At 65.2% G+C, this 25,256-nt stretch carries 28 protein-coding genes; 8 read left to right on the top strand and 20 right to left on the bottom strand.

Features of this window, described 5'->3' with window-relative positions:
* Positions 1-67: 67 nt before the first annotated feature.
* From IPF36_RS06070 to IPF36_RS06060, 3 genes are all read right to left on the bottom strand, one after another.
* Positions 68-1,255 (bottom strand): substrate-binding domain-containing protein, encoded by a 1,188-nt coding sequence (locus IPF36_RS06070; RefSeq protein WP_133096449.1) that lies wholly within the window; start codon positions 1,253-1,255, stop codon positions 68-70.
* A gap of 78 nt (positions 1,256-1,333) precedes the next feature.
* Entirely contained in the window at positions 1,334-2,116 is a 783-nt protein-coding gene (locus IPF36_RS06065) for an enoyl-CoA hydratase/isomerase family protein (protein ID WP_195427577.1), read from the bottom strand.
* Complete coding sequence (locus IPF36_RS06060) at positions 2,113-2,757, bottom strand: TetR/AcrR family transcriptional regulator (RefSeq protein WP_135705470.1); 645 nt, start codon at positions 2,755-2,757, stop codon at positions 2,113-2,115. Before IPF36_RS06060 ends, IPF36_RS06065 begins: the two co-directional genes overlap by 4 nt.
* Before the next feature lie 238 nt (positions 2,758-2,995).
* Here IPF36_RS06060 and IPF36_RS06055 point away from each other — a divergent pair, with 238 nt between their 5' ends.
* Positions 2,996-3,862 carry an alpha/beta fold hydrolase gene (locus tag IPF36_RS06055; protein WP_133096452.1) on the top strand — a complete coding sequence of 289 codons (867 nt, stop codon included), beginning with the start codon at positions 2,996-2,998 and terminating at the stop codon, positions 3,860-3,862.
* On the opposite strand, the gene crcB is transcribed toward IPF36_RS06055, so the two are convergent.
* The 7 genes from crcB to IPF36_RS06020 all read right to left on the bottom strand — a co-directional run bounded on the left by crcB (position 3,844) and on the right by IPF36_RS06020 (position 10,523).
* On the bottom strand, positions 3,844-4,224 hold the full coding sequence (crcB, locus tag IPF36_RS06050; protein ID WP_133096453.1) for a fluoride efflux transporter CrcB: 381 nt from the start codon (positions 4,222-4,224) through the stop codon (positions 3,844-3,846). The two genes, IPF36_RS06055 and crcB, sit on opposite strands and share 19 nt — an antisense overlap.
* Positions 4,224-4,727 carry a molybdopterin synthase catalytic subunit MoaE gene (gene moaE, locus IPF36_RS06045; protein ID WP_133096454.1) on the bottom strand — a complete coding sequence of 168 codons (504 nt, stop codon included), beginning with the start codon at positions 4,725-4,727 and terminating at the stop codon, positions 4,224-4,226. Before moaE ends, crcB begins: the two co-directional genes overlap by 1 nt.
* 1 nt (position 4,728) lies before the next feature.
* Complete coding sequence (gene moaD, locus IPF36_RS06040) at positions 4,729-4,986, bottom strand: molybdopterin converting factor subunit 1 (protein ID WP_029048714.1); 258 nt, start codon at positions 4,984-4,986, stop codon at positions 4,729-4,731.
* 36 nt (positions 4,987-5,022) lie between these two features.
* Positions 5,023-6,264 (bottom strand): gephyrin-like molybdotransferase Glp, encoded by a 1,242-nt coding sequence (gene glp / locus IPF36_RS06035; RefSeq protein ID WP_195427576.1) that lies wholly within the window; start codon positions 6,262-6,264, stop codon positions 5,023-5,025.
* Between the two features lie 185 nt (positions 6,265-6,449).
* The gene (gene thrC / locus IPF36_RS06030) at positions 6,450-7,895 is read right to left on the bottom strand and encodes a threonine synthase (RefSeq protein ID WP_133096456.1); all 1,446 of its coding nucleotides are present in this window, start codon (positions 7,893-7,895) and stop codon (positions 6,450-6,452) included.
* A 32-nt stretch (positions 7,896-7,927) separates the two neighbouring features.
* Positions 7,928-9,238: a homoserine dehydrogenase gene (locus tag IPF36_RS06025; RefSeq protein WP_135705472.1), complete on the bottom strand. Its 1,311-nt coding sequence runs from the start codon at positions 9,236-9,238 to the stop codon at positions 7,928-7,930.
* Positions 9,239-9,287: 49 nt separating this feature from the next.
* Entirely contained in the window at positions 9,288-10,523 is a 1,236-nt protein-coding gene (locus IPF36_RS06020) for a pyridoxal phosphate-dependent aminotransferase (RefSeq protein ID WP_133096458.1), read from the bottom strand.
* A gap of 366 nt (positions 10,524-10,889) precedes the next feature.
* Here IPF36_RS06020 and IPF36_RS06015 point away from each other — a divergent pair, with 366 nt between their 5' ends.
* The 5 genes from IPF36_RS06015 to IPF36_RS05995 all read left to right on the top strand — a co-directional run bounded on the left by IPF36_RS06015 (position 10,890) and on the right by IPF36_RS05995 (position 15,225).
* Complete coding sequence (locus tag IPF36_RS06015; protein ID WP_133096459.1) at positions 10,890-11,279, top strand: Mth938-like domain-containing protein; 390 nt, start codon at positions 10,890-10,892, stop codon at positions 11,277-11,279.
* Between the two features lie 147 nt (positions 11,280-11,426).
* Entirely contained in the window at positions 11,427-11,891 is a 465-nt protein-coding gene (locus IPF36_RS06010) for a peroxiredoxin (protein WP_133096460.1), read from the top strand.
* Positions 11,892-12,265: 374 nt separating this feature from the next.
* On the top strand, positions 12,266-13,969 hold the full coding sequence (locus IPF36_RS06005; protein WP_195427575.1) for a PhoH family protein: 1,704 nt from the start codon (positions 12,266-12,268) through the stop codon (positions 13,967-13,969).
* A 129-nt stretch (positions 13,970-14,098) separates the two neighbouring features.
* Positions 14,099-14,506, top strand: a complete 408-nt coding sequence (locus IPF36_RS06000; RefSeq protein WP_133096462.1) for a hypothetical protein — start codon at positions 14,099-14,101, stop codon at positions 14,504-14,506.
* Between the two features lie 116 nt (positions 14,507-14,622).
* Positions 14,623-15,225 carry a C40 family peptidase gene (locus IPF36_RS05995; protein ID WP_255519694.1) on the top strand — a complete coding sequence of 201 codons (603 nt, stop codon included), beginning with the start codon at positions 14,623-14,625 and terminating at the stop codon, positions 15,223-15,225.
* 70 nt (positions 15,226-15,295) lie between these two features.
* Here IPF36_RS05995 and IPF36_RS05990 read toward each other — a convergent pair whose 3' ends face one another.
* The 8 genes from IPF36_RS05990 to IPF36_RS05955 all read right to left on the bottom strand — a co-directional run bounded on the left by IPF36_RS05990 (position 15,296) and on the right by IPF36_RS05955 (position 21,335).
* Positions 15,296-16,303, bottom strand: coding sequence for an inorganic phosphate transporter (locus IPF36_RS05990; RefSeq protein WP_133096464.1), 1,008 nt, complete (start codon positions 16,301-16,303; stop codon positions 15,296-15,298).
* A 13-nt stretch (positions 16,304-16,316) separates the two neighbouring features.
* On the bottom strand, positions 16,317-16,943 hold the full coding sequence (locus tag IPF36_RS05985) for a DUF47 domain-containing protein (RefSeq protein WP_010809517.1): 627 nt from the start codon (positions 16,941-16,943) through the stop codon (positions 16,317-16,319).
* 192 nt (positions 16,944-17,135) lie between these two features.
* Positions 17,136-18,527, bottom strand: coding sequence for a replicative DNA helicase (locus IPF36_RS05980; protein WP_063238032.1), 1,392 nt, complete (start codon positions 18,525-18,527; stop codon positions 17,136-17,138).
* 185 nt (positions 18,528-18,712) lie between these two features.
* The gene (gene rplI, locus IPF36_RS05975) at positions 18,713-19,165 is read right to left on the bottom strand and encodes a 50S ribosomal protein L9 (protein WP_135705474.1); all 453 of its coding nucleotides are present in this window, start codon (positions 19,163-19,165) and stop codon (positions 18,713-18,715) included.
* A 31-nt stretch (positions 19,166-19,196) separates the two neighbouring features.
* The gene (gene rpsR / locus IPF36_RS05970; RefSeq protein ID WP_006575387.1) at positions 19,197-19,475 is read right to left on the bottom strand and encodes a 30S ribosomal protein S18; all 279 of its coding nucleotides are present in this window, start codon (positions 19,473-19,475) and stop codon (positions 19,197-19,199) included.
* Positions 19,476-19,478: 3 nt separating this feature from the next.
* Entirely contained in the window at positions 19,479-19,778 is a 300-nt protein-coding gene (priB, locus tag IPF36_RS05965) for a primosomal replication protein N (RefSeq protein WP_133096466.1), read from the bottom strand.
* Between the two features lie 77 nt (positions 19,779-19,855).
* Positions 19,856-20,230, bottom strand: coding sequence for a 30S ribosomal protein S6 (gene rpsF / locus IPF36_RS05960; protein WP_029048699.1), 375 nt, complete (start codon positions 20,228-20,230; stop codon positions 19,856-19,858).
* Positions 20,231-20,342: 112 nt separating this feature from the next.
* Positions 20,343-21,335 carry an asparaginase gene (locus tag IPF36_RS05955; protein ID WP_195427574.1) on the bottom strand — a complete coding sequence of 331 codons (993 nt, stop codon included), beginning with the start codon at positions 21,333-21,335 and terminating at the stop codon, positions 20,343-20,345.
* 280 nt (positions 21,336-21,615) lie between these two features.
* Here IPF36_RS05955 and lexA point away from each other — a divergent pair, with 280 nt between their 5' ends.
* Together lexA and IPF36_RS05945 are read left to right on the top strand one after the other, a co-directional pair.
* Positions 21,616-22,272 carry a transcriptional repressor LexA gene (lexA, locus tag IPF36_RS05950; RefSeq protein ID WP_029048697.1) on the top strand — a complete coding sequence of 219 codons (657 nt, stop codon included), beginning with the start codon at positions 21,616-21,618 and terminating at the stop codon, positions 22,270-22,272.
* A 113-nt stretch (positions 22,273-22,385) separates the two neighbouring features.
* A complete protein-coding gene (locus IPF36_RS05945) occupies positions 22,386-22,553 on the top strand; it encodes a hypothetical protein (RefSeq protein WP_165971523.1) in 168 nt (55 codons plus the stop codon).
* Here IPF36_RS05945 and IPF36_RS05940 read toward each other — a convergent pair whose 3' ends face one another.
* Both IPF36_RS05940 and IPF36_RS05935 read right to left on the bottom strand, forming a co-directional pair.
* Positions 22,554-22,904, bottom strand: a complete 351-nt coding sequence (locus tag IPF36_RS05940) for a hypothetical protein (RefSeq protein ID WP_240745881.1) — start codon at positions 22,902-22,904, stop codon at positions 22,554-22,556.
* Positions 22,905-23,440: 536 nt separating this feature from the next.
* The gene (locus tag IPF36_RS05935) at positions 23,441-23,680 is read right to left on the bottom strand and encodes a hypothetical protein (protein ID WP_133096468.1); all 240 of its coding nucleotides are present in this window, start codon (positions 23,678-23,680) and stop codon (positions 23,441-23,443) included.
* Positions 23,681-25,256: the final 1,576 nt, after the last annotated feature.

The following is a 25,256-nucleotide window of genomic DNA, read 5'->3' as shown; positions in this document are numbered from 1 at the left end:
TGCGACGCCGGCAGGCCGGCAGAGCGGGCAGAGGAGGCCGAGGGGGCGGAGGGGGCTGGCGCGTTCATCAGCGTTGGTTGCGCACGGGCACGTTCATCTCTTCGGGCTTGATCTCGCGCACGAGCTCGGGCACGCCCCAGGCAAAGGCCGGGTCCACCTTGATCTTGAAGTGGTACATCGACTGCATCGCCTGGTGGTCTTCCTTGCGGAAGGTCATCTTGCCCTTGGGGGTCTCGAAAGACATGCCTTCCATCGCCATGATCAGCTTGTCGGTGCCGGTGTCTCCGTTAGTCTTCTTCAGCGCCTCGACCAGCGCGATGCCAGCGGTCATGCCGCCGGCGGTGAAGAAATCGGGCGGTGCCTTGAACTTGCTGTAGTGGTTCGACACCAGCCACTCGTTGGCCTTGTTCTTCGGGATGCCGAAGTAGTAGTACGTGGCCCCTTCCATGCCGGGGAAGTTCTTGTAGCTGGTCATCGCCGGGAGGATATTGCCGCCGGTGGCGATCTCGATGCCGTAGCGCTTGGGATCGAGGTCCGCGATCTTGAACGGATTGCCGGCGCCGGCCCAGATGATGAAGATCACCTTGCGGCCAGGCTTGTCCTTGAGCGAATCGAACAAGCGCTGCGCACCGGCAGTGAAGTCCGTGGTGTTGGTGGGCAGGTATTCCTCATGGACGATCTTCGCGTTCTTGAGCGCGCCCTTGAACGCTTTCACGCCGTCGCGGCCGAAGGCATAGTCCTGCGCCAGCGTGGCGATGGTCACGCCCGGCTTGTCCAGCGCCACGGCATTGGAGATCGCGTCCTGCGACGAATTGCGGCCGGTGCGGAAGATATAGCGGTTCCATTTGTCGCCGGTGATCGAATCGGCGACGGCGGGCTCGACCAGCAGCACCTTCTTGTATTCCTCCGCCACCGACAGCATCGCCAGCGCGGTGCCGGACGACGTCGGGCCGACGGCGATATCGGCGCGGTCGTCGCTGTAGGCGGCGGCAAGCTGCGCCTTGGCCACGTCAGGCTTGCCCTGCGTATCCTTTTCGATCACCACCAGCTTGTTGCCGTTGACGGTCATGGTGCCGTTGGTGGCGTATTCCAGGCCCATCAGCAGGCCGGTCTGGGTCTGCTTGGCATACGCTTCCAGCGCGCCGGTCTTGTCGTAGACGTGGGCGATGCGGATATCCTTGGCCAGCGCGGCGCCGGTGGCAAGAAGGCCGGCGGCCATGACCAGGGCGCGTACGGCGAGGGGGTTGCTTTGCATGGCTGTCTCCTGTGTTCGGGTTCTTTTGCGTTAGAAGGGCTGGAACCTGCTGCAACTGCGGGAATTTCTACTGCCCGGCTACTCTCGCGTGCGCCCGGCAAGGAAGCGGCGCATGCCGTCGGCGGTCTCCGCGCTGGAGATTTGCGCGACGAAGGCGGCGCGCTCGCGTTCCAGGCCCGCTGCCAGCGCGTCGGCGTCCCAGCGCAGCAGCGCGCGGGTATGCGCCACGCTGCCGGGCAACTTGTCCGCCACGCCGCGCGCCAGCGCGATTGCATCGGCCTCTGCCGCACCGGGTGCGGACAGCGCAGAGGCCAGGCCATGCATGACGGCATCCGGCGCCGCCACGACCATGTTGTTCAGTTGCCAGGCGCGCGCCCGTGCCGGACCGGCCAGCTGCGGCAGCATCGCCGTCCAGCCGCCGTCCGGGCTGAAGCCCACCACCGTGTAGAACGGCGCGATGCGCGCATCCTGCGCCAGTACGGCCATGTCGCAGGCCAGCGCCAGCCCGAGCGAGCCGCCGGTCAGCCAGCCTTCGACGGCCGCCACCACCGGGCAACGCAGTGCCGTGAGGCGCAGGATCGAACGGTTCAGCAGCGCGAGCAACTCGCTGGCGTAGGCGGCAATGCCATCGCCTTGCGCCGCAAAGGCCGCCACGTCGCCGCCAGTCGAGAAATTGCGCCCTGCATGCGTCAGCACCACGGCACGGACCGACGTGTCGGCTTCGACCTCGTCCAGTGCGGCCAGCAAGGCTTCCAGCAACGCCGGCACGAGGCTGTTGTGCCGCTGCGGCCGGTTGAGGCGCAGCAGGGCCACGCCGTCCCGGCGTTCGAGCAAGACCAGCGGATCTGCGGCCGTGGTCATCGCGGCTGCAGGCCGTGGGCGATCAGGTCGAAGGCGGTATCGACCACCTTCTCCATGGAGGCCGGACGCTTCCAGCGCGCATAGCGCATGCCGAGGAAGTTGCTGATGCCGATCAGGCACCACGCGCGCACCTCGGCATCGCCGGGGACGATTTCGCCCTGCTCTTCGGCGCGCTCCAGCCGCCGGCTGTAGAGCTCGGCAAAGACCTGGAAATAGCTGCTGTAGATGGTTTCGTCCACCGAGTACGAGTCCAGCACAATGCGGTACAGGTTCTTGTGGCGCGAAACGAAGGAGAGAAAGGCCTTCAGGCCCAGCCGCTCGGCTTCCATCTGGCTGGCGGCGTTGGCCACGTGCTTGCGCAGGTGGGTGCGCACCAGTTCCAGCATGTGGCCGACCAGCGCTCGGAAAATATCTTCCTTGTCCTTGAAGTACAGGTAGAAGGTGCCCATGGCGACCTTGGCTTCCTGCGTGATCTCGGAGATCGACGCGGCGTAGTAGCCCTTCTCGCCGAACACCTTTTCGGCGGCGCGCAGCAACGCTGCACGGGTCTTCTGCCCGCGCGCGGTCTTGGGCGGGCACATGCCGCCGGCGTGGGCCATGTCGGTGGCTTCGCCGACTTCGCCAGTCTCGGTCTGGGACATCTTGTCTCCGGTGGCGCTGCGCGCCTTGTCATGGGAATGCCAGCCGCTTCGGGTCATGCCGCAGGCACCTCCTCCTACTCCTCCTCGCCCCTGCCGCCACCCCGGAAACCGATATGCAGGCAAAACCTGATATCTGATTCATGTTTCATCGTATAAATTGACCGGCGTGGATGTCAATAGAGGCGCACCCTGCCCTCGCTTGCATCGCCCCCCACCTACCGCCTGGAGAGACACGTCGTTGGACGCTCCCGATTCGGCTTGTGACAGCGCCGCCGCCCCGCCCTTTTCCACACATCCGGCGCATGGCGCCTTGCCGGGCTGGCGCGAAGCCGGCGCCGGCCGGCCGCTGCTGCTGCTGCACGGCTGGTCCGTCACCGGCGAAGCCTTCGACGGCCAGCGCGCGCTGGCGCGGGCGGGATTCAGGGTGATTGCGCCCGACCATGCCGGCCACGGGCTGTCGCGGCACGGCACCGGCACCACCATCGCGGCGCTGGCGCGCGATGCCGCGGCGCTGGTCGGCCATCTCGGGCTGGACGATGTGGTCGTGGCGGGCTGGTCGATGGGCGCGATGGTGGCATGGACGCTGCTGCGTGACCATCCGGGTTGTCCACTGGCGGCAGTTGGCAGCATCGACATGACGCCCCGGCTGGTCACCGACCCGCAATGGCCGCACGGACTCCACGGCCATTACGACATGACCCAGGCCAGGCAGATGGCGGCGCGCATCCGCGCCGACTGGCCGCGGCTGGCGCCTTCGGTGGCATTGGGACTGTGGGCGGCAGGACGGCGCCCCGACGGCGCGGCGATGCAGCGCATTGCGCGGATGGCGCAGAGCTGCGAGGCCGCCACGCTGGCCGCGCTATGGGAAGACATGGCAAGGCAGGACTTCCGCGACACGCTGCGCACGGCGCGCCTGCCGCTGTTCCACCTGTATGGCGAGGCCAGCCGGCTGTATGCCCCGGCAGTAGGCATCGCCACCCACGGCTTGCGGCCCGACGCGGGCCTCACCGTGATCGCCGGCGCCGGCCACAGTCCGCACATGGAGCAGCCGCAGGTATTCAATGCCGCGCTGCGCGCGCTGGTGGCTCAGGCCAGCACGCGGTAAGTCCAGAGTCCCAGCGCGGTCAGCAGCAGCGAGCCGCCCAGGTGCAGCAGCAGGTGCATCGCTGCCCAGCCGTAGTCGCCGGCGAGCAGGTTGGCAAGCACCTCGCTGGAAAAGGTCGAGAACGTGGTCAGGCCGCCAAGGAAACCGGTGATGGCCAGCAGGCGCCATTCCGGCGGCAGGCCGGCATGGGTATCGAAAAAACCGACGGCAAGCCCGATCAGGTAGCCGCCCAGCAGGTTGGCGGCCAGCGTGCCGTACGGCAGCGCGGGGTTGAGCGCATTCCACAGCACCGAGAAACCCCAGCGCAGCCATGCCCCCGCCGCGGCGCCGACGCCGACGGCGACAAACCCCAACGGGCCCATCAGGGCTTGCCCTCGCTGCCCTCTCCACCCTCTCCGCTGGCGTTGAGCGACTGGATACCCCAGCGCTTCAGCGCGTCCTCATCGGTCACGCGTGCATCGACCCAGCGCGCGCCTTCCGGCGTTTCTTCCTTTTTCCAGAACGGCGCTTCGGACTTGAGGTAGTCCATGATGAATTCGCAAGCCGCGAACGCATTGCCGCGATGCTTCGATGCGACCGCGACCAGCACAATCTGGTCCAGCGGCAGCAGCGGGCCGACGCGATGGATGACGGTGACGCCCAGCAGTTCCCAGCGCGCGCACGCCGCCGCCTCGATCTGCGCCAGCGCCTTCTCGGTCATGCCCGGGTAGTGCTCCAGCTCCATCGCGCTGATGGCGCTGCCCTCGCTGACATCGCGCACTGTGCCGATAAAGCTGGCCACGGCGCCGACCTGCGGGTTGCCGGCGCGCAGTGCCGCCACCTCGGCGCCCAGGTCGAAATCCTCGCGCTGAACCCTGACGCTCATCTCAGCCTCCGGTAACGGGCGGGAAGAAGGCAACCTCGCAGCCATCGGTGATCGCCGTGTCGGGGCGCGCCACCGCGTGGTCGACGGCCATGCGCAGCGCGCGGCCTTCGGCCAGGGTCTCGGCCCAGGCGCCGCCGCGCTGGCGCAGCCACTGGCGCAGCTCGCCCACGGTGCGGACCTCGGCCGGCACCTCGGCGCGCTCCTCGGCCACGCCGAGTTGTTCGCGCACGCTGGCGAAGAATCGTAGTTCGATGGTCATGACTGCCTCTGTGTACATGCTGGTAATGCGGGCCGGCTATGCGAGCAGGCCGTCAAACGGAATGAACTGCACGGTCTCGCCGCGCGCGATGGCCTGGTTGGGAGGGTTGTCGATCAGCCCGTCGCCCCATACCGTGGACGTGAGCACGCCGGAACTCTGGTTGGGAAACAGGTCCAGCCCGCCTTCGGTATTGATGCGCGCGCGCAGGAACTCGTTGCGGCGGTCGCCCTTGTTCAGTTCGAAATCGGCGCGCAGCGGCAGGCGGCGCGGCGCCACGTCGGCAACGCCCTGCAGGCGCAGGATGAACGGCCGCACGAACAGCAGGAAGGTAACGAAGCTCGACACCGGGTTGCCCGGCAGGCCCAGGAAAAACGCCCGGTCGGGCCCTGCGCTGTTGACCTGGCCGAACGCCAGCGGCTTGCCCGGCTTGATTGCGATCTGCCACATGTCGAGGCGACCTTCCGCCTCGACCGCGGGCTTGATATGGTCTTCCTCGCCGACCGACACGCCACCCGACGTGATGATCAGGTCGTGCCCCTGCGCCGCGCGGCGCAGCGTCTCGCGCGTGGCCGCCAGCGTATCGGGCACGATGCCGAAGTCGCTGACCTCGCAGCCCAGGTTTTCCAGCAGGCCGCGCAGCGTGAAGCGATTCGAGTTGTAGATCGCGCCGGGCTTGAGCGGCTCGCCCGGCATCGCCAGTTCGTCGCCGGTGAAAAACACCGCGACGCGCACGCGGCGCACCACGTCCAGCTTCGCCTGCCCGACCGACGCGGCCAGACCCAGCGCCTGCGGCGTCAGCCGCGTGCCCGCGGGCAGGATCACGCTGCCGGCCTCGATGTCCTCGCCTGCGCGCCGGATCCATTCACCGGATTGCGGCACGTGGTTGACGATCACGTCCTCGCCCTCCGCCGTGCATTGCTCCTGCATCACGACGGCGTCGGCGCCTGGCGGAATCAGGCCGCCGGTAAAGATGCGCGCGGCGGTGCCCGGCTGCAGTTCGGTGCCGACATGCCCCGCCGGAATCCGCTGCGACACGCGCAGCCGCGTGCCCGCTGCCGGGACATCGGCGGCGCGCATGGCGTAGCCATCCATCGAGGTGTTGTCCGCCGGCGGCACGCGCAGCGTGCTGGTCACGGGCGCGGCCAGCACGCGGCCATTGGCGTCAAGCGTGTCGACCTGCTCTACCTGCGCCAGCGGGCGCGCGGCGGACAGCAGCGCATCGAGCGCCTGGGCCATGGTCAGCATCGGGGGACGGGAAGGTGCTGCGGCTTGGGTCATGGTGCGATGTGCAGGAAGGGTTGGCCCATGCGGGTTGGCCAAAAAGAAACGGCCCGCGCATCGCCTCCGCCATGACAGCAGGAAGCAATCCGGGGGCCGGGGATCGGGCCCGCAGCCTGATTGTAGCGAGTTGGCGCGGACACGGCACGCCGCGGTGCCGCAGCGTGCCCTTGGCGCCAGCGTGCTTACAGGCCGGTGTGGCCGGCGATATAGGCCTTGACCCTGGCGGCGTCGGCCGGCATCACTTCAAAGCGCTGCGGCAGGCTCTCGATGCCCTCGAACCTGGCCGGACGCTCCGGCTCGTGGCCGAGCGCCTCGCGGATGGTGTCGGCGAACTTGGCCGGCAGCGCGGTTTCCAGCACCACCATCGGCACGCCGGCGCTGAGATGCTCGCGCGCCACCTTGACGCCATCGGCGGTGTGGGTATCGATGGTGATGCCATAGCGCGACGACAGGTCGCGGATGGTCGCCAGCCGGTCCTCGTGCGTGCTGCGGCCCGAGACAAAGCCGAATGCGCGGATGCGGTCGAATTCCGGCGTGCCCGCCAGGTCGAAGCCGCCCTTCTCATCCACGTCGCGGAACAGCGCAGCCAGCTTGCCGGCGTCCTGGCCCAGCAGGTCGAACACGAAGCGCTCGAAGTTCGAGGCCTTGGAGATATCCATGCTCGGGCTGGAGGTGTGATACGTCTCGGCCGACTTGCGCACGCGGTAGGCGCCGGTGCGGAAGAACTCGTCGAGCACGTCGTTCTCGTTGGTGGCGACCACCAGCCTGTCGATCGGCAGCCCCATCATGCGCGCGATATGGCCGGCGCAGACATTGCCGAAGTTGCCCGACGGCACGCAGAACGAGACCTTCTGGCCCGGGCCGTCGGTCGCCAGCAGCCAGCCCTTGAAGTAGTAAACCACTTGGGCCACCACGCGCGCCCAGTTGATCGAATTGACCGTGCCGATCTTCTGGCGGGCCTTGAATTCGTGGTCGTTGGAGACGGCCTTGACGATGTCCTGCGCGTCGTCGAACACGCCTTCAATGGCGATGTTGAAGATATTCGGGTCCTGCAGGCTGAACATCTGCGCGGTCTGGAACGCGCTCATCTTGCGGTGCGGGCTCAGCATGAACACACGGATGCCGCGCTTGCCGCGCATCGCGTATTCGGCGGCGCTGCCGGTGTCGCCGGAGGTCGCGCCCAGGATGTTCAGCTCCTGGCCGGCACGGGCGAGCGCGTACTCGAACAGGTTGCCGAGCAACTGCATCGCCATGTCCTTGAAGGCCAGCGTCGGGCCGTTGGACAGGCCCAGCAGTTGCAGCTTCGTACCGCCTTCTTCGCCCAGCGTGCGCAGCGGCGTGATGTCGGCGGTGTTATCGCCCTCGCGCGCGTTGCAGTACACCTCGGCGGTATAGGTCTTGCGCGTCAGCGCGCGCAGGTCCTCGGCAGGAATGTCGTCGCAGAACTTGCGCAGGACCTCGTAGGCCAGGTCGGCATACGGCAGCTTGCGCCAGGCCTCCAGCTCGTCGGCCGTGACTTGCGGATACTGCTTGGGCAGGTACAGGCCGCCATCGGGGGCCAGGCCGCCGAGCAGGATCTCGGAGAACGATTGCGGCATGTCATGGCCGCGGGTCGACTGGTATTTCATGTGGCTCTGCTGTGGCTATGCGGTGGCTGCGCTTAGTTCAGTTCTTCCATGCGCAGGCGCGTCACGTCGGACAGCACGGTCGACAGCGCCTCGATCTTGGCGATGGCGGCGTTGACGTGCTTCTCGCGCGTGATGTGCGTGAGGATGATGATGTCGGTCTGCGGCTCGCCTTCGCGCGATTCCTTCTGCAGCATGGCGTCGATCGAGATGCCGCCCTCTGCCAGGATGCGGGTGATCTCGGCCAGCACGCCGGTCTCGTCGGCCACGCGCATGCGCAGGTAGTACGAGCTGTTGATCTCTTCGATCGGCAGCACCGGCACGCTCGACAGCTCGTCGGGCTGGAACGCCAGGTGCGGCACGCGGTGGTTCGGGTCGGCGGTGTGCAGGCGGGTCACGTCGACCAGGTCGGCGATCACGGCCGAGGCGGTCGGCTCGGCGCCGGCACCCTTGCCGTAGTACAGCGTGGCGCCCACGGCGTCGCCCTGCACCAGCACGGCGTTCATCGCACCTTCCACGTTCGCGATCAGGCGCGCGGCCGGCACCAGGGTCGGATGCACGCGCAGTTCCACGCCGTCGTCGCGGCGGCGCGTGATGCCCAGCAGCTTGATGCGGTAGCCCAGTTCCTCGGCGTACTTGATGTCGGTGGCGGACAGCTTCGTGATGCCCTCCACGTGCGCGCGGTCGAACTGCACCGGCATGCCGAAGGCGATCGCGCTCATCAGCGTGACCTTGTGCGCGGCATCGACGCCCTCGATGTCGAAGGTGGGATCGGCTTCCGCGTAGCCCAGCTGCTGCGCTTCCTTCAGGACCACGTCGAAATCCAGGCCCTTGTCGCGCATCTCGGACAGGATGAAGTTGGTGGTGCCGTTGATGATGCCGGCGATCCACTGGATGCGGTTGGCGGTCAGGCCTTCGCGCAGCGCCTTGATGATGGGGATGCCACCGGCGACCGCGGCTTCGAAGGCCACGATCACGCCCTTCTTGCGCGCGGCTTCGAAGATCTCGTTGCCATGCACGGCCAGCAGCGCCTTGTTGGCGGTGACCACGTGCTTGCCGTTCTCGATGGCCTTGAGCACCAGCTCGCGCGCCACGCCGTAGCCGCCGATCAGTTCGATGACGATGTCGATGTCGGGGCGCGTCACCACCTGGTGAGCGTCGCTGACGATCTCCACTTCCCCGTTGGTCAGTTCGCGCGCGCGTTCAGTGTTGAGATCGGCCACCACGGCAATCTCGATGCCGCGGCCGGCGCGGCGACGAATTTCTTCCTGGTTGCGCTTGAGCACGTTGAACGTGCCGCTACCGACGGTACCGATGCCGAGCAGGCCAACTTTGATGGGGTTCATGGACAATCTTCTGAGTTGCTAAGGATGGGTTGCGGCGCAGCCCGCGAAATCAGGCCGCTGCCTTGCCGTGGCGTTTCCGGTACGCCTCGAGGAAGCGCGCGATACGGCCGATGGCCTCGCGCAGGTCTTCCTCATGCGGCAGGAACACGATGCGGAAATGGTCGGGCTTGGCCCAGTTGAAGCCGGAGCCCTGCACCAGCAGCACCTTGGACTCCTGCAGCAGTTCGTAGATGAACTCCTGGTCGTCCTGCACCGGGTACATCGACAGGTCCAGCTTCGGGAACAGGTACAGCGCCGCCTTGGGCTTGACGCAGGTCACGCCCGGGATCGCGGTGATCAGTTCATAGGCCAGGTCGCGCTGGCGGCGCAAGCGCCCGCCTTCCGCGACCAGGTCGTTGATGCTCTGGTAGCCGCCCAGCGCGGTCTGGATCGCCCACTGGCCCGGCACGTTGGCGCACAGGCGCATCGACGACAGCATGTTCAGGCCTTCGATGTAGTCGATGGCCGGGCGCTTGTCGCCCGACACCACCATCCAGCCCGCGCGGTAGCCGCACGAGCGGTAGTTCTTGGACAGGCCGTTGAAGGTCACCGTCAGCACGTCGGTCGACAGCGAGGCAATCGAGGTGTGGGTGACGCCGTCGTACAGGACCTTGTCGTAGATCTCGTCGGCGAAGATGATCAGGCCATGCTCGCGCGCGATGGCGACGATCTCGAGCAGCAGCTCATCCGAATACAGCGCCCCGGTGGGGTTGTTCGGGTTGATGATGACGATGGCCTTGGTATGCGGCGTGATGCGGGCGCGGATATCGGCCGGATCGGGCATCCACTCGTTGGCCTCGTCGCAGATATAGTGCACCGGCGTGCCGCCGGACAGGCTGACCGCGGCGGTCCACAGCGGGTAGTCCGGCGCCGGCACCAGCACTTCGTCGCCGGTGTTGAGCAGCGCATTGACCGCCATCACGATCAGCTCGGAGGCGCCGTTGCCGACATAAATATCGTCCAGGCCAACGCCTTCGATATTTTTTTGCTGGGTATAGTGCATGATCGCCTTGCGTGCAGCGAAAATGCCCTTGGAATCAGAATAACCTGCCGAATTCGGCAGATTTCGCATCATGTCCTGCTGAATCTCTTCCGGCGCGTCAAAACCGAATACGGCGAGGTTGCCAATATTCAGCTTGATGATCTTGTGCCCTTCTTCCTCCATCTGCTTGGCCTTTTCCAGCACCGGACCGCGGATGTCGTAGCAAACGTTATTGAGTTTGTTGGATTTCTGGATGGGTTTCACGGCGATGTCGGGGCAAGCTGTCGGTCAGGCTGTCGGGCAGGCATAGTGTGCCGCGTCGGCGGCACCGGGCAGAAAACCTGGCTAAATCTGGAAGAACGCGGAGGCGCCGTCCGCTGCAATGCAACGCGCGCGTGGCACAGGCGTGGCAAACAGGGAGGCAAAAGCTATAATTTATCGGATTATGACAGACTTCGGCAGGGATTCTTGCATTGCAGCGTACGCCACCGGCGCGTACGGCAAGCGAACGCGGGCCATGGCCCGGCCCTGCGCCTGTCCTGCCCGTCACACCACGACCGCCCGCGCTGCCGGCCTTCCGCCCCACGGGCCGGCCATGCAATCCGCGGCGGCCGCCGCAGAGGCCTCCAAGTGAAACTCCACGCCGACCAGCCCCAGTCGCTGAATACCGTCACGGCCTATGGGCCGGACTATATCGAGATCAACCTCGTCCGCCACACCACCTCGATCCTGGTCATGCCCGAGGGCGAAATCCGGCCCTGGCCGGTGAACCGCTTCGAAGAACTCGAGCCGGCTCATTTCGAACAGCTGGCCGAACTCAATCCCGAAGTGGTGCTGCTTGGCACCGGCTCGCGCCTGCGCTTCCCGCACCCGCGCCTGACCGCATCGCTCTCGCGCCGCCATGTGGGCGTCGACGCGATGGACATGCAGGCCGCCTGCCGCACCTACAACATCCTGATGGCCGAGGGCCGCAAGGTGGCTGCGGTGCTGCTGATCGAGCCGGCCGCCGGCGCTGCCTGAGGTCGAAGCGGGATCGCGTGGTGCGCCCACGCCGAAGTTGAGCCCACGCCACGCTTGAAGTCCGGGTGCGCGCCCCAATCTGCTCCCGCTAAGGTGGCAGCACCCCCCTTCCCGAATCTCCCTGCCCCTTGCCCAGGAGCCACAAGAATGACGATCAGTCTCAACAAGGCCGTACCCGACTTCAGCGCGCCGATGACCGGCGACGCCACCTTCCGCCTTGCCGACTTCCGCGGCAAGACGGTGGTGCTGTACTTCTACCCGAAGGACAACACGCCGGGTTGCACCACGGAGGCCATGAACTTCCGCGACCAGTACGAGGATTTCACCAAGGCCGGCGTGCAGGTGTTCGGCATCTCGCGCGACAGCATCCGTTCGCACGAGAACTTCAAGGCCAAGCTCGAGCTGCCGTTCGAACTGATCTCCGATGCCGACGAAGCGGTGTGCGCACTGTTCGATGTCATCAAGATGAAAAAGCTTTATGGCAAGGAGTATCGCGGCATCGAGCGCAGCACCTTTGTCATCGACGGCAAGGGCATCCTGCGGCACGAGCTGCGCGGCATCAAGGTGCCGAACCATGTCGACGAAATTTTGGAACTGGTGCGCGCCATCTGAGGTCCTGCGTGTTTTGCGTGGCTGCGACACCGCGTACAGCCGGCGCCGCAAAGGGTTGCCAAACCCAATTGCCAAACCCGGGACCTTCGGATACATTGGCCCGTAATGAGTTCAGATTCCGGATGCCACGCTGATTCGACTTCCCGGCCCAGGCGGTTCGCGCCACAGGCCGGTCGCGGACCTGCCGTGTCGCCGGTCCGCAAAGAAGCCGCCAACCCTGTTATGCAGGCATGGCGGCTTTTTTGTTTGCGCTCACGCCTGTCCGCGCCGGGTGCCTCGCGCATGCATGCCCCGGCCCATGACCACGACGCAGTCGCGCGTCGCGGCACGGACGCCTTAGCCCCTCTCTCGTCCCCCTGAAAGGAAAGCCAAGCATGCCGCTGCCTACCATGCCCGCCAAGCCTGCCCAATTGCTGGACCCGAGCGAATTCGCTCCGGTCTCCGCGGTGCCCAAGGCCAAGTCCGCCACACAGTTGAAGAAACCTGTGCCGGCACTCGAGCGCGTGGCATTGCTGGAAACCGGCGAGGCCAGGGCGCCTGCCGTGAAGGCGCGCGCCGCCGGTGGTACCCGCGCCCGCAGCACCGAGACCCCGGCCGGGCCCGCGCCCACGGCCAGCGCGCCGCCGGTCAGCCTGGTCAAGCCCGTGGCCGGCACCTCGCGCCGCGCGCGCAAGGCCGAAGGCCCGAGCAAGCTGTTCGTGCTCGACACCAACGTGCTGATGCACGACCCGAGCTCGCTCTTCCGCTTCGAGGAACACGACATCTATCTGCCGATGATGACGCTCGAAGAACTGGACAACCACAAGAAGGGCATGAGCGAAGTCGCGCGCAACGCGCGCATGGTCAGCCGCACGCTCGATTCGCTGGTGGGCGGCACCGACGGCGTACTCGACGAGGGCCTGCCGCTGGAGAAGCTCGGCAACCGCGACGCGCAGGGCAAGCTGTTCTTCCAGACGCGGCTGAACGACATCAAGCTGCCCGAGGGCCTGCCGCAGGGCAAGGCCGACAACCAGATCCTGGGCGTGGTCAGCGCGCTGCAGCAGCAATACCCCGAGCGCCAGGTCGTGCTGGTGTCCAAAGACATCAACATGCGCATCAAGGCGCGCGCACTGGGGCTGCCGGCGGAGGACTACTACAACGACCAGGTCCTGGAAGACAAGGACCTGCTCTACGCCGGCGTCATGCAGTTGCCCAGCGACTTCTGGGCCAAGCACGGCAAGGGCGTGGAAAGCTGGCAGGATCCCAAGTCCGGCGCGATGTTCTATCGCCTGACCGGACCGCTGGTGCCTTCCTTCCTGGTCAACCAGTTCGTCTACCTGGAACCGGTCGACGGCAGCCTGCCGCTGTACGCGCAGGTCAAGGAAATCAACGGCAAGACCGCACTGCTGCAGACGCTCAAGGATTACACGCACCACAAGAACAATGTGTGGAGCGTGACCGCGCGCAATCGCGAGCAGAACTTCGCGCTCAACCTGCTGATGAATCCCGACATCGACTTCGTCACGCTGCTGGGCCAGGCCGGTACCGGCAAGACGCTGCTGGCGCTGGCGGCAGGCCTGGAGCAGGTGCTCGACCAGAAGCTCTACAACGAGATCATCGTCACCCGCGCCACCGTGCCGGTCGGCGAGGACATCGGCTTCCTGCCCGGCACCGAGGAAGAGAAGATGCAGCCGTGGATGGGCGCGTTCGACGACAACCTTGAAGTGCTGCAGAAGAGCGACGACAGCGCCGGCGACTGGGGCCGCGCCGCCACGCAGGAGCTGATCCGCTCGCGCATCAAGGTCAAGAGCATGAACTTCATGCGCGGCCGCACCTTCGTCAACAAGTTCGTCATCATCGACGAGGCACAGAACCTGACGCCCAAGCAGATGAAGACGCTGGTGACGCGCGCGGGCCCCGGCACCAAGATCATCTGCCTGGGCAATATCGCGCAGATCGACACGCCGTACCTGACCGAAGGCTCGTCCGGCCTGACCTACGTGGTGGACCGCTTCAAGGGCTGGAGCCACAGCGGGCATATCACGCTGGCGCGCGGCGAGCGCTCGCGCCTGGCCGACCACGCCGGCGACGTGCTCTGACGCGGGCGGCAGCCGGGACGCCTGCCTTGCGGGCGGTCGCCCCGGCCCGCTGTCGTGAACGGCAAGCACAATGCGGCTATGATGTCCGCACATCCGCTTGTTGTCCCGCACCCCCAACCGGAGGCGTCGATGAACCAACAGCATCTCCGCCTGGCCGCGCTGATTGGCGCTGCCATGGTCCTGGCCGGCCCGCTTCAGGCGCGCGCAGCGGCTGACGACCTGGTGATTCGCACCATGGGTCCGGTCAGCTATGTCTGCGGCGGTGTCGCCGAAGACGAGCGCGATGCGCTGGCCGCGCGCGAGAAGGATTTCAATATCGGCATCCTGTTCACGCAAGGCGCCGCGGGCGAGTTCCTGTCCGACGTCGCGGTCAAGCTGGTACGCGACGAACAGGAGGTCGCAACCTTCCGCGCCGCCGGCCCCCGCTGCCTGATACGTGCGCCGGAAGGCAGCTACAATATCGAAGCCAGTTACAAGGGCCAGGCCAAGTCGATCAAGGTCAGCACCGGTACGCGCAACGCCCAGCTACGCTGGTAGCGTCAAGGCTTCCGGTGCGCCGGCAGGCCGGCGACCGGAATCCAGCGATGCCATTGCCCCGTACCCCTAGCTCTTCCAGTCCTCCCGCACTGCCAGGCCCGCTTGCCCGGGCCGGCATGCCGCTGCTCTGCGCCGCCGCACTGCTGCTGGCAGCGTGCGCCAGTTCCCCACCCTCTCGCCATGGCAGCTTGCCGCGTACGCCCGGCAAGCCCATGGTCGATCCCAGCGCCGGACTCGAGGAGATCTCGATCCAGGCGATGTCGCTGGTCGGCACGCCCTACCGCTACGGCGGCAACACGCCGGATGCCGGCTTTGACTGCAGCGGCTTGGTACGCTATGTGGTATCCCGTGCCGCCAGCGTGGACCTGCCGCGCACCACCGAAGCCATGGGCACCCGCGGCACCACGCTCGACCGCAGCGAAGTCGCCTCCGGCGACCTGGTGTTCTTCAACACCACCGGACGCGCCAACTCGCATGTCGGCATCTACGTCGGCCAGAACCGCTTTGTCCATGCGCCATCGTCCGGCGGCACCGTGCGGCTGGAAGACATGGGCAAGCCATACTGGGCCTCGCGCTACAACGGCGCGCGGCGCGTGGTTTCCGGCGCGATCAACCTGCCGCCGCCTGCTATACCGGCCCCCGCACCAGCGCCGCCGGTACCGGAACCGGCCCCGCTGCCCGACGACGACGATCCCATCGCCGCCTTCGCCAACCGCTGAGCGCCTGGCACGCGGGCAAACAAAAAGCCAGGCAGCTGCCTGGCTTTTTGCATGACCGTCCAACCCTGCGTTACAGGATATGGCGCCCGATCCACCATGCGATCGCCGCCATGAAGGCCGATGCCGGGATCGTCAGCACCCAGGCCCACACGATATTGCCGGCCACGCCCCAGCGCACCGCGGACATCTTCTGCGCCGAACCGACGCCGACGATGGCCCCTGTGATCGTATGCGTGGTCGATACCGGCACGCCCAGCGCCGAGGCAAAGAACAGCGTCAGCGCTCCCCCGGTCTCGGCACAGAAGCCGCCCACCGGCTTGAGCTTGGTGATCTTCTGCCCCATGGTTCGCACGATGCGCCAGCCGCCGAACAGCGTGCCCATGCCGATGGCCACATAGCAGCTCACGATCACCCATGTCGGGGGTTGGCCGCCAGCCATCACGTGGCCACTGGCGATCAGCAGCATCCAGATGATGCCGATGGTCTTCTGCGCATCATTGCCGCCATGGCCCAGGCTGTACAGCGAGGCCGACACCAGCTGCAGCCGGCGGAACCAGCGGTCTACACGCGACGGCGGGGTGCGGAAGAAGGTCCAGCCCACCATCACCATCATGATCGAGCCAAGCACGAAACCCAGGAACGGCGAGATCAGGATAAAGGCCACCGTCTTCAGCAGACCGCTGCCAACCAGCGCACCGGTGCCGGCCTTGGCCACCGCCGCGCCGACCAGCCCGCCGATCAGTGCGTGCGACGACGACGACGGGATGCCGTAGTACCAGGTAATGACGTTCCAGGCGATCGCCCCGACCAGGGCGCCGAAGATGACGTAGTGGTCGACGATCCCGACATCGATGGTGCCGGTGCCGACGGTGGCCGCCACCTTCAGGTGAAAGACGAAGATGGCGACGACGTTGCACATCGCCGCCATAGCGACCGCATGGTGCGGCTTGAGCACGCCGGTGGACACCACCGTGGCGATCGAGTTGGCCGCGTCATGGAAGCCGTTCATGAAGTCGAACAGCAGCGCGAGCGCCACCAGCAGGGCAATCACCCACAGGCTCATTTGAATGGTCTGCATGCCGATTGCCGCCTCAGGCGTTTTCCAGGACGATGCCTTCGATGATGTTGGCGACGTCCTCGCACTTGTCGGTGATCGTCTCGAGCTGTTCGTAGATGGCCTTCAGCTTGATCAGGCGCTTCACGTCGGTCTCGTCGCGGAACAGCTTCGACATCGCCGAGCGCATCACGCGGTCGGCCTCGGACTCGAGCTGGTCGATCTGCTGGGCGGTCTTCAGGATGGTGCTGGCATTCCCCATGTCCTCGAGCAGGCCCACCGCGATCTTGACCTGGTCGCAGCACTGCACGCAGATTGCGGCCAGGCGCAGCGCCTCGTCGGTCAGGTTGGTCACGTCGTACAGCGAGATGGTCTCGGCCACGTCTTCCATCAGGTCCAGGATATCGTCCATGGTCGTGATGAGCTTGTGGATCTCGTCGCGGTCCAGCGGCGTGATGAAGGTCTTGTGCAGCAGGTCGATGGTGTCGTGCGTGATCCGGTCGGCCTTCTTCTCGGTGGCCTGGACGCGGCGGGCATGGGCCTCGGCGTTGGGCAGGTCGTTGACCAGGGCCTGGAGCTCGTGGGCGGCGGTCACCGCGCAGTCGGCGTGCTGGTTGAAATATTCGAAGAACTTGCCCTCGGTGGGCATGAATCGGCCGAACATGGAATGTTCCTTAAGGCGGCGCGTGTAGCGCTGCTGATGTGTTGCAGATGGATTGAACGCGAAGCACGACAGCCGCCGGGTCGGCGGCTGTCATCAAAGCGCAATATTTTACAGGGTTACGCGGACATTGCCCGCCGATTTGGCACAAACGAGACGGCCAGCGGCGCGATCTCTGCAGGCGGCTTGACTTCGTCAGGTGTCGTTGTCGAAGAACGCCGGGCCGCCGGTGAAGTTGTCGAACTTGGTGAACTGGCCCAGGAAGGTCAGCCGCACCGTGCCGATCGGGCCGTTACGCTGCTTGCCGATAATGATTTCGGCGGTGCCCTTGTCCTGCGAATCGGGGTTGTAGACCTCGTCGCGGTAGATGAACAGGATCACGTCGGCATCCTGTTCGATAGCGCCGGATTCACGCAGGTCGGACATCACCGGACGCTTGTTGGGACGCTGTTCCAGGCTTCGGTTCAGCTGCGACAGCGCGATCACCGGGCAGTTGAGTTCCTTGGCCAAGCCCTTCAGAGAACGGGAAATCTCTGAAATTTCCGTCGCGCGGTTCTCACCGCCGCCGGAGCCCGACATCAGCTGCAGGTAGTCGATGATGATCAGGCCGAGCTGCCCGCACTGGCGCGCCAGCCGGCGCGAGCGCGCGCGCAGTTCCATCGGGTTCAGCGCGGGAGTTTCGTCGATGAACAGCTGCGCATCGTTCATGCGCTGGATGGCATGCGTCAGGCGTGGCCAGTCTTCATCCAGCAGGCGGCCGGTACGCAGCCGGTGCTGGTCCAGCCGCCCGACCGAGCCGAGCATACGCATGGCCAGCTGCGTGCCGGCCATTTCCATCGAGAACACTGCCACCGGCAGGCCCTGCTCCACCGCCACATGCTCGCCGATGTTCAGCGAGAACGCGGTCTTACCCATCGACGGGCGGCCGGCGACGATGATCAGGTCGCCGCCCTGCATGCCGCTGGTCATCCGGTCCAGGTCCACGAAGCCCGTGGGCACGCCGGTCACGTCGCTGGTGCTGTCGCGATGGTAAAGCTCGTCGATGCGCTCCACCACCTGCGTCAGCAGCGGCTGGATTTCCTGGAAGCCGGCCTGGCCGCGCGCGCCTTCCTCGGCGATCGCAAAGACCTTGGATTCAGCTTCGTCCAGCAGCTCGCGGACTTCCCGCCCCTTGGGCGCGAAGGCGGCCGAGGCGATATCGTCGGCCACCGTAACCAGCTTGCGCAGCACCGCACGCTCGCGCACGATTTCCGCATAGCGGCGGATATTGGCCGCGCTGGGCGTGTTCTGTGCCAGCGAATTCAGGTACGCCAGCCCGCCAACTTCCTCGGCCTTGCCCGCAACCTGCAGCATTTCATAGACCGTGATCACGTCGGCCGGCTTGGTGGCCGAGATCAACCGGGCGATGCTCTGGAAGATCATCCGGTGGTCGAAGCGGTAGAAATCCGCCTCCGAAAGGAAGTCCGCAATGCGGTCCCAGGCGGCATTGTCCAGCAGCAGGCCACCGAGCACCGACTGCTCGGCTTCGATGGAATGCGGCGGGACCTTGAGGTTGTCGAGTTGGGGGTCGGCGACGGGCGCGTTCATGGGGAGGGATTATAACGGCGGGACGCTGGCAGGAGGACGCACTACACCGGACATTTGCCGGACGTGCGTCCAACATCTGCCGGCCAGCGCCAGCGGGCAACAAAAAAGGCAGGAGCCAGGGCTCCTGCCTTTTCTGCTTGCAGTGCTTCGGGCGGCGCCGCGCAGCGGCACCGCTGCAGCGGGTCTTAGACCTGCTCGCCCAGCACCGACACGGTCACGTCGACCACGACGTCGGTGTGCAGCGCGACGCTGATCGGGTGGTCGCCCACCATCTTCAGCGGGCCGTTCGGCAGGCGAACCTGAGCCTTCTCGACCTTGAAGCCTTGGCCTTCCAGGGCCACGGCGATGTCGGCGTTGGTGACCGAGCCGAACAGACGGCCGTCCACACCCGACTTCTGGCTGACCTGGACGGTCAGGCCGTTCAGCTTCTCGCCTTCGGCTTGCGCCGCGACCAGCTTCTCGGCGGCGGCCTTTTCCAGCTCGGCGCGCTTGACTTCGAATTCGGCGATCGCGGTTTGCGTGGCGCGGCGCGCCTTCTTCGACGGGATCAGGAAGTTACGAGCGTAACCGTCCTTCACCTTGACGATGTCACCCAGGTTGCCCAGGTTGATGACTTTTTCCAGCAGAATGACTTGCATCGTGTTTTCTCCGTTACGGACCTAGGGCCTATCAGTTCTTGTGCAGGTCGGTGTACGGCAGCAGCGCGAGGAAACGCGCACGCTTGATCGCCGTATCCAGCTGACGCTGATAGTGGGCCTTGGTACCGGTCAGGCGGGCCGGCGTGATCTTGCCGTTGTCGCCGATGAAGTCCTTCAGGGTGTCCAGATCCTTGTAGTCGATCTGTTCCACGCCAGCCACGGTGAAGCGGCAGAAGCGCTTGCGCTTGAACAGCGGGTTCTGTTGCTGGAAGCGCTTCTTGTTCTTGTTGTCACGTTTGACGAATGCCATGATTCAATCCTTTACGAATGCTTTACATCCGGTGATGTGAAAGACGAGAGCCTTGCTGTTGCGGTGCTTGCGGGCGAGGAATCCTTCGCAGTCGAGCAGCGTGCCGAGCGGTAACCGCTCAAGCCGCTGACCCACCGGCCCGATCCCCATTGCCGCGATGGCAAACTCAACCTGCCGTGGCGTTTCCGCCTCGACCGTCTCGCCGCTGTACTGCAGGATGCAGTTCACGACGGGCACTCCGGCCGGGGTATAGCGCAGGGCATCGCGTTCCGCCAAAGTGGCGGCAAGCCGAAGTTGGTTCAACGCGGGGCCTCTTGCCGTTTGCCATCCGTGCCGCCAGGGCCGACATGGTCAGCCTGGGCGCGCACCGCAGTCCGCACTCAGGCGGCCTGGCCTTCGGTGGTCGTTTGCGCGGCCTTGCGGGCTTCTTCGCGCTGCACTTCCTTCATCATCGGCGAAGGAGCGGTTTCAGCCTTCTTGGTCTGCACGATCAGGTGGCGCAGAACGGCGTCGTTGAACTTGAAGGCGTGTTCCAGTTCAGCCAGCGTGTCCTTGCCGCATTCGATGTTCAGGCAAACGTAGTGAGCCTTGGCCAGCTTCTGGATCATGTAGGCCATCTGGCGACGGCCCCAGTCTTCCACGCGGTGAACGTTGCCGTTCTGCGAGGTCACGAGCTGCTTGTAGCGCTCGATCATGGCCGGCACTTGCTCGCTCTGGTCCGGGTGGACGATGAAGACGATTTCGTAATGACGCATTGACGCTCCTTTTGGGATTAGCCACCCGGGCGTCACGAGTCCGGTGTGGCAAGGTTGAATAGCCTTAAATTATAGCCCGGCGCCAACGGGGCGCGCAAGCGGCAAGGCTGGCTCAGGCTTTGGCAAAGGCGGCCTGCAGGCGCACGGGATCCCGTGCCAGCGCAGGATCCGCCGCAAGCGCCAATGCCAGCAGTACCCTCGCCTTATACGGATTCAGGTCCGAGGCGGAGACAAAAACGCCATCGGACGGGCTGGGATGCGCCGGAATCGCCACATGACCTGCCCCGGTGCGCGAACTGCGCACCACCGCCACTCCGGCGGCGGCGGCATCCACCAGGGCCTCCGCCAGCACTTCGTGTATCGAGCCATTGCCGGCGGCGGCCACCACCAGGCCCGCCACGCCAGCCTGCACCAGCGCATCGACGGCGATCCGGCCCGGCTGCGCGTAGCTCGCCACGATCTCGACCACCGGCCATGCGCCCGGCATCGGACCGATCGCCCATGCCTGCCGGGGCGTGCGGGCAAAGCCCACGTAGTCGTCCTGCACCAGCCCGAGCGGCCCGCACTGGGACACGAAGGCATCCACCGCCGAGGTATGCGCCTTGGCAACATCGCGCGCCGCATGGATCTGCTGGTTCAGCACCACCAGCACGCCCTTTCCGCGCGCATCCGGATACGCCGCCACCCGTACCGCGTCGAGCAGGTTGAGCGGCCCGTCGGCCGACAGCGAGGTGGACGGCCGCATCGCCGCCGTCATCACCACCGGGACCGGGCACGCCTGGGTCAGGTGCAGCGCCATCGCCGTTTCTTCCAGCGTATCGGTGCCGTGCGTGATCACGATGCCCGCCACATCCGCCTGCGCCGACCAGTGCTCGACGCGAGCGGCCAGCGCGACCCACAGCGCAAAGGTCATGTCCTTGCTGTCGACCTGCGCCACCTGCTCGGCTTCGATCCGTGCCACCGACTGCAGCGCCGGCACCGCCGCAAGCAACGACGACACGGGCACGGTGGCCGCCTGGTAGTGCGCGCTGCTGGCGGGGTTGCCGGAAGCGCCGGCAATGGTGCCGCCGGTAGCCAATACAACGATGCGAGGCAATTGGGTCATGGATGCTGGGGCTCAGGAAACAGAAGGGAATACATGCGCCGGGCGATGGAATCGCGATTGTAACGGCGGACTTCCACCGGAATGGCCCGCGCCGAGGCCGATCGGTTCACGCGCGCCAGCAAAAATTCTGCTTGCGCTGACGCCGATACTGTATAAAATCACAGCATACTGTTTAAACATACAGTGCCCGGCCCGCCGGATGCAGGATTTCGGGGACCGCCCACCCCGTTGGGCAGCCCATCCAACCCTGCCCAGCGCGCCCGCACGGAACGGCGATCCCATGGCGACCCTGACACCCCGGCAGCAGCAGATTTTCGATCTGATCCGCAATACGATCCGCCGTACCGGCTTCCCGCCGACGCGTGCCGAGATTGCTGCCGAATTTGGCTTTTCCTCGCCAAATGCCGCGGAAGAGCACCTGCGCGCGTTGGCCCGCAAAGGCGTGATCGAGCTGACGCCTGGCGCCTCGCGCGGCATCCGCCTGAAGGTTTCGCGCAGCGACTCGGAAATGCCGGACCAGTTCTCGCTACCCATCCCCGGCGTTTTGCAGCTGACGCTGCCGTTGGTTGGCCGCGTCGCAGCCGGCAGCCCCATCCTTGCCGCCGAACATATCGACCGCCAATACCAGGTGGACGCCTCGGTCTTCGATGAACGCCCCGACTACCTGCTGCGCGTGCGCGGCCTGAGCATGCGCGACGCCGGCATTCTCGACGGCGACCTGCTCGCCGTGCGCCGGGCCAGCGAAGCGCCCAACGGCAAGATCGTGGTGGCGCGACTCGGCGACGATGTCACGGTCAAGCGCCTGCAACGGCGCGGCGGCCATATCGAGCTGATCGCGGAAAACCCGGACTTCGCCAACATCATCGTTGAACCGGGGCGCGAAGAGTTTTCGCTGGAAGGCATCGCGGTCGGCCTGATCCGATCCTCCGGCTTCTAGCCGGTCACGGCAGGCGCTTCGCCTGCGCGGACCCACCCGCTTCCATTGCTTTGCAGACGCCGCCCGGCTTGCCGGGTGTTGACCCCGCTTTTGCCTGAAAAAGAGGTGCAACCATGCCGCAAACCCACCACGTCGCCGCCCGCCGCCCGGTCAAGCCGGTGCCCTTCCGCCAGTGCAAGGGCGTGCGCGTCTATCAGGGCGCGCAGCGCCGGACCATGGTAGGCAGCATGGCCGCGATCTGCAGGATGCTTGAACTGGAAACCACTAGCAAGCTGGCCTGATCAGCTACGCGCGCACGCCTTGGTTTCCGTCTCCAGTTCTTCCGGAGTCATCTGCGGGAACCATGTATTAGTCTTGCGCAACTCGACCGCCGTGCCATCCGGCCTGGCGGTCAGCGAGATCAGGTAGGCATACGCAAATTCGCCACTGATCTTTGGCTGTCCGATCCGGATTTCCATCTGGTTCTGTGCCGGCAGGTTGACCATCGTGGCTTCGTCGCCGAGATTGTTGCGCAGGCATTTGGCAACGTCAGCCATTTTTGCCGGCGTGAACAAGCGCATCGGCGGACGCGCACGAATATCTTTCTCCGATGTGCCGGTGGCGCATCCGGCCATCATCGCGGCCACTGCCACGCCAGCCCCTATTACCGCTGCTCGAAAGAACATACGACCCCTTTGGAATGCAAGGCGCGTATGGTACAGGAGCCACATCGATTGTGGGCGTCGCTGGCACTGAAAGGAGCGTCCAAGACGATGACGCAGGGATCTCCATCCCCTCCGCGCAAGCGCGTTTAGCCAGGCCACGCCAGGAAGAGTAGGCCCAGCCCGAGCACCACCGCCGCGAGGATCAAATAGTGGCGCCAGCCGTGCCTCGGATCACCGGTACGGTATGCATGATGGGAATGAGGGATGTGAGGTCTCATGGAGCGAATTGCCGAAAGCTCTTATCCCATCGTAGCCCTTTAAGACCAAGTCGTCCCGCTCGCGCAGCGTCCGCAGCATGCCGCAGCGCCGCCGTCTATTCCGATTCTCTAAGTGCAGTTCGCCTGCATAGGAAGCTGGCCGAAACGCCGCGCGTGTAAGGCGGCAGCACTGGTAAGCGCCAACGCGCCTGAGATGGCGAGTTGGTCGGCGAAGGAATCAAAATGCTTCGGAGTGGCCGCATGAGGCTACAGCCCGGTCTTAGTGTTCTCGACGCAAGCCTTTGCGTAAGCAATTGCTTCAGCCATCGCCTCTTCCTCGCTATTGAACGTGGCTTTGATCTTGTGTCGCAAGCCTGGGACAAACTCGTTTGCGTGATCGATTCTGCGCTCGAACAATACCGATGCCTCCCAGGATCCAGATTTCGACTTCCAGACCGTGCAGTGGCAGAAATACTCCCCTTCTTCGACCAAGGCATGGCTCGACATGGCGCGCTCCCATCGTTTCAGAGGAATCCTAGCATGATGAAAGAACGCCCCATCCGCTTCAACGGCAAGCCTCATCGCCCTCGTCCATCTGCTCGGTCACCGCACTCGGTCGCATACCCGCCAGCGCAAAACGCACGAACGGAATTTCCTCCCTTCTCGGCCGTCTCTTCGCAGTAGTCCAGCGGAGAATGGCTTTTTATGGCACGGCCGATATTCCCACTTCTACTGGTCGGCTTACCGCGCCGAGCAAGCGATCGACGAGCGCCATAAAGTGACTCGCGACAATATTGTGCGCTGCATCACAATTCATAACGAAGCTCTTGTGCGATGCGGCATATGATGTGACGGGGGACCTGTAGTAAGAGCCTTGGGCCCATGCAGCCAAGGCCTCATATCTGTTTTGACGGGGGAATTTCGGTAGCCCAAACGGGCCTTGGCCTATGCAGCCAAGGCCCACTCCATTCTGTGCAAGCGGCGAGGTCAGCGAATACACCCGACGGCAGAAGGAGGGATCCGCCAATGGGTAGCAGCGCCGCTGTTCTCGCCCTGCAGGACATCGACGCGTGTCGGCCCGAGGTGAGCAAGAAATGTTTGCGAGGCAACGGAGCCCCCTCGCCTACCCACAGAGAACGCGCAAATCGGCACGCGCCTTCAGAGCGATCGGCGCCCACTGCTTGCCTGCCCGTAGCTTCGCTACATACGTTGGCTCATAGCACCGCAATTCATGTGCCGGAGTTCAGGATGCCTGGCGGCCGACCGCGATCAAGCGGGGCCTACCTTCAACATCCTCGATGCGCGGCAGGGCGCCCGAAGCAATGTTCTGCCGAACCGCAGCCTTCAATTCAGGAACATCCCAACGCCCCTGCTCGATAGCACCCAGAGCGTCGCCAGTAACTGCGAATCTCCCGCCACAGGCAGCGCAGCGGTATATTTGACTACCGCGCAGGCGATCTTGTCGGTCAAGCCAGCGTCGCGCGAGTGCAGCGCATAGTAAGCAAGGCACGGTTTTGGTTGAACTCACAGTGTGTCCCCGGCGATTGTCAAATCGGCCTTACGGCCGGCCTGCGTCTTGCAACCTGCTTGGGGTCAACATCAGGCACAGCAGGAGATTGGTGGTCCAATCCGGATGCAATGGTGCGCCTGGCAGACCCTCATCGTCACGGTAGCCTTAGGCCTAAGTTTCATTTAAGAAACGTGCCCTGATCTGTTTGCGACACAACAGAGTCAACCAGTGCTGTGCCGTGCCGCACAACGAGGGATGGACAATTCCCGGCGTGGGCCATCGATCACCCCCTTGAGGTGTGGCTCGCCGTCGGTGCTTGGGCTGCGCTGGACGACACCACCATTCGTTTTTCCCTGCGCTGACGGCCCATGCCAAGCAAAGCGCTACCTCTGGATGTGCCGGCCCTCACGGACGAGGAGTCGCGCGACATCTGCCTCCGCATGCGCAATCCCGACGTAAATGACCTGCTCAACTCCTTTACTCGTATCAGATTGCCCTGCAACTGTCACAGGAAGACGCCCTGACTTTCGCGCAGGTCATGGACTGCAGCAGGCGACGACCGTGGAAGCCTTG

Origin of the sequence: Cupriavidus sp. IK-TO18, from assembly GCF_015549295.1 — a bacterium.
In the GTDB taxonomy this organism is placed as follows: Bacteria; Pseudomonadota; Gammaproteobacteria; order Burkholderiales; family Burkholderiaceae; genus Cupriavidus; species Cupriavidus oxalaticus_A.
The sequence above is the reverse complement of the archived record's forward strand: the minus strand, read 5'-3'. Positions and strand labels throughout refer to the sequence as shown.

Excerpts from the sequence above, each read along its gene's own strand:
- moaD (WP_029048714.1), bottom strand. The coding sequence starts at position 4,986 with ATGACCATCGAACTACGATTCTTCGCCAGCGTGCGCGAACAACTCGGC.
- IPF36_RS05995 (WP_255519694.1), top strand. The coding sequence starts at position 14,623 with ATGCCGCTGCTCTGCGCCGCCGCACTGCTGCTGGCAGCGTGCGCCAGT.
- glp (WP_195427576.1), bottom strand. The coding sequence starts at position 6,264 with ATGACCCAAGCCGCAGCACCTTCCCGTCCCCCGATGCTGACCATGGCC.
- IPF36_RS05985 (WP_010809517.1), bottom strand. The coding sequence starts at position 16,943 with ATGTTCGGCCGATTCATGCCCACCGAGGGCAAGTTCTTCGAATATTTC.
- rpsR (WP_006575387.1), bottom strand. The coding sequence starts at position 19,475 with ATGGCATTCGTCAAACGTGACAACAAGAACAAGAAGCGCTTCCAGCAA.
- IPF36_RS06005 (WP_195427575.1), top strand. The coding sequence starts at position 12,266 with ATGCCGCTGCCTACCATGCCCGCCAAGCCTGCCCAATTGCTGGACCCG.
- rplI (WP_135705474.1), bottom strand. The coding sequence starts at position 19,165 with ATGCAAGTCATTCTGCTGGAAAAAGTCATCAACCTGGGCAACCTGGGT.
- IPF36_RS06025 (WP_135705472.1), bottom strand. The coding sequence starts at position 9,238 with ATGAACCCCATCAAAGTTGGCCTGCTCGGCATCGGTACCGTCGGTAGC.
- IPF36_RS06000 (WP_133096462.1), top strand. The coding sequence starts at position 14,099 with ATGAACCAACAGCATCTCCGCCTGGCCGCGCTGATTGGCGCTGCCATG.
- IPF36_RS05990 (WP_133096464.1), bottom strand. The coding sequence starts at position 16,303 with ATGCAGACCATTCAAATGAGCCTGTGGGTGATTGCCCTGCTGGTGGCG.
- IPF36_RS05980 (WP_063238032.1), bottom strand. The coding sequence starts at position 18,527 with ATGAACGCGCCCGTCGCCGACCCCCAACTCGACAACCTCAAGGTCCCG.
- crcB (WP_133096453.1), bottom strand. The coding sequence starts at position 4,224 with ATGGGCCCGTTGGGGTTTGTCGCCGTCGGCGTCGGCGCCGCGGCGGGG.
- IPF36_RS05955 (WP_195427574.1), bottom strand. The coding sequence starts at position 21,335 with ATGACCCAATTGCCTCGCATCGTTGTATTGGCTACCGGCGGCACCATT.
- IPF36_RS06065 (WP_195427577.1), bottom strand. The coding sequence starts at position 2,116 with ATGACCACGGCCGCAGATCCGCTGGTCTTGCTCGAACGCCGGGACGGC.
- IPF36_RS06060 (WP_135705470.1), bottom strand. The coding sequence starts at position 2,757 with ATGTCCCAGACCGAGACTGGCGAAGTCGGCGAAGCCACCGACATGGCC.
- IPF36_RS05945 (WP_165971523.1), top strand. The coding sequence starts at position 22,386 with ATGCCGCAAACCCACCACGTCGCCGCCCGCCGCCCGGTCAAGCCGGTG.
- IPF36_RS06010 (WP_133096460.1), top strand. The coding sequence starts at position 11,427 with ATGACGATCAGTCTCAACAAGGCCGTACCCGACTTCAGCGCGCCGATG.
- moaE (WP_133096454.1), bottom strand. The coding sequence starts at position 4,727 with ATGAGCGTCAGGGTTCAGCGCGAGGATTTCGACCTGGGCGCCGAGGTG.
- rpsF (WP_029048699.1), bottom strand. The coding sequence starts at position 20,230 with ATGCGTCATTACGAAATCGTCTTCATCGTCCACCCGGACCAGAGCGAG.
- lexA (WP_029048697.1), top strand. The coding sequence starts at position 21,616 with ATGGCGACCCTGACACCCCGGCAGCAGCAGATTTTCGATCTGATCCGC.
- IPF36_RS05935 (WP_133096468.1), bottom strand. The coding sequence starts at position 23,680 with ATGTCGAGCCATGCCTTGGTCGAAGAAGGGGAGTATTTCTGCCACTGC.
- thrC (WP_133096456.1), bottom strand. The coding sequence starts at position 7,895 with ATGAAATACCAGTCGACCCGCGGCCATGACATGCCGCAATCGTTCTCC.
- IPF36_RS06070 (WP_133096449.1), bottom strand. The coding sequence starts at position 1,255 with ATGCAAAGCAACCCCCTCGCCGTACGCGCCCTGGTCATGGCCGCCGGC.